The following is a 2,148-nucleotide window of genomic DNA, read 5'->3' as shown; positions in this document are numbered from 1 at the left end:
CGCCGGCACCGCCATCTCGGCGGCGGCGGTGGGGGTGGGGGCGCGGCGGTCCGAGGCGAAATCGATCAGCGTCGTGTCCGTCTCATGGCCGACGGCGGAGATCAGCGGGATGCGGCTGGCGGCGGCGGCGCGCACCACGATTTCCTCGTTGAAGGCCATCAGATCCTCCAGGCTGCCGCCGCCGCGCGCGACGATCAGCACGTCGGGCTGCGGAAAGCCGGGGGGGAGGTTGTTGAAGCCCTCGATGGCGGCGGCGATCTTCTCCGCCGCCCCCTCGCCCTGCACCGGCACCGGCCACAGCAGCAACTGGCGGGGAAAGCGCCGGGCGATGGTGGTTTTGATGTCCTGCAGCACTGCCCCCTGGGCGGAGGTGACGAGGCCGATGATTGTGGGCAGCATCGGCAAGGCCCGCCGGCGCTCGAACAGCCCCTCGGCCTGGAGCTTCGCCTTCAGCATCTCGATTCGCGCCAGCAGCGCGCCGGCCCCGGCATATTCCAGCTTCTCGACGATCAGCTGATATTCGGAACGCTCCGGATAGGAGGTGATGCGCCCGGTGGCGATGACCTCCAGCCCGTTTTCGGCCTTCAGCCCCACGCGCGGCACCACGCCTTTCCAGATGATGCCCCGGATTTTCGCACTCTCATCCTTGAGCGCGAAATATTGGTGGCCGGAGCCATAGGCCTTGAATTCGGTGATCTCGCCGCGCACCCGTACCCGGCCGAACGAGCCCTCCAGCGTGCGTTTGACCGCCCCGGCCAGCTCGGAGACGGAAAATTCAGGCGTATTGGTCACGGATTCACTCATGCGCGCAGATTATGATACAGCGCCCCCCGGTAACAGAGGGGTTTGCGAGATGCGGGTATTGATCATCGGTTCGGGCGGACGGGAACACGCGCTGGCCTGGGCGATCGCCAAGAGCCCGCTGCTGACGAAACTCTATGTCGCCCCTGGCAATCCGGGCACCGCGACGCTGGCCGAGAACGTGCCCCTGCGCGCCCTGGACGTCGAGGGCATCGTGAAATTCGCCCTGGAACAGAAGATCGATTTGGTGGTGCCGGGGCCGGAAGCGCCTTTGGTGGCCGGGGTGGCGGATGCGCTGGCGGCGGCCGGCATCGCCTGTTTCGGGCCTTCGGCGGCGGCGGCGCAGCTGGAGGGCAGCAAGATCTTCACCAAAGAGGTGGCGGATGCCGCGAAGATCCCCACCGCCGCCTGGGAGAAATTCACCGACGCCGAGGCCGCGCACGACTATCTGGACGAGGTTGGCGCGCCGATCGTGATCAAGGCGGACGGGCTGGCGGCGGGCAAGGGCGTTGTCGTCGCCACCACGCTGGAGGAGGCGCACGAGGCCGTCACCGCCATCATGGAGGACAAGGTGCATGGCGCCGCCGGGGCCTCGGTGGTGATCGAGCAATGCCTGGTGGGTGAGGAGATTTCCGTGTTCGCGCTGTGCGATGGCGAGGATGCTTTGTTCTTCGGCGCGGCGGCTGACCATAAGCGCGTCGGCGAGGGCGATACCGGCCCGAATACCGGCGGCATGGGGGCGATTTTCAATCCGCCCTGGGCGACGCGGGAGGTTCTGGGCCGGGCGATGGAGGAAACCGTGCGTCCGGCGCTGAAGGAGATGGTGCGCCGGGGCACGCCGTTCCGGGGCTTCCTGTTCGCCGGGCTGATGGTGGAGGCGGATGGGCCGAAGCTGATCGAATATAATGTCCGTTTCGGCGACCCTGAATGCGAGACGGTGCTGCCGATGCTCTCTTCTGACCTACTGACCGCGTTGAAGGCGGCGGCGGAGGGGCGGCTTTCTGAGGTAAAGGCGGAATTCGCGGCGGGCGGCTCGGCGACGGTGGTGATGTGCGCCAAGGGTTATCCCGGCGCCTATGCCACGGGCAGCGAGATTTACGGGCTGGACGAGGCGGGTGCGGTGGAGGGTGTGACCATCTTCCATGCCGGGACGATGGCGGACCAGGGCGGGATTCTCGCCAATGGCGGCCGGGTGCTGGCGGTGAATGCGGTCGGCGTGGACCTGAAACAGGCGCTGGGCCGGGCCTATGAGGCGATCGGGCGGTTGGACTGGGAGGATGGGTTCTGCCGGCGGGATATCGGGCGCAGGGCTGTGGGAATCTAACAAAAGTTTTTGGGGGTGTGGGG

General features: G+C 67.1%; 2 protein-coding genes. One reads left to right on the top strand and one right to left on the bottom strand.

Annotated features, from left to right (window positions below):
- Nucleotides 1–804: exodeoxyribonuclease VII large subunit (xseA, locus tag MXAZACID_RS05565; RefSeq protein ID WP_008493165.1), on the bottom strand; the 804-nt coding region annotated here is incomplete at its 3' end.
- A gap of 49 nt (nt 805–853) precedes the next feature.
- On the opposite strand from xseA, the gene purD reads away from it, so the two are divergent.
- On the top strand, nt 854–2,125 hold the full coding sequence (purD, locus tag MXAZACID_RS05560; protein ID WP_008493164.1) for a phosphoribosylamine--glycine ligase: 1,272 nt from the start codon (nt 854–856) through the stop codon (nt 2,123–2,125).
- The last annotated feature ends 23 nt before the right edge of the window (nt 2,126–2,148 follow it).

Origin of the sequence: Acidocella sp. MX-AZ02 (assembly GCF_000306035.1) — a bacterium.
GTDB lineage: Bacteria > Pseudomonadota > Alphaproteobacteria > Acetobacterales > Acetobacteraceae > Acidocella > Acidocella facilis.
This window is presented reverse-complemented; position numbering and strand designations above follow the sequence as displayed.

Excerpts from the sequence above, each read along its gene's own strand:
- purD (WP_008493164.1), top strand. The coding sequence starts at position 854 with ATGCGGGTATTGATCATCGGTTCGGGCGGACGGGAACACGCGCTGGCC.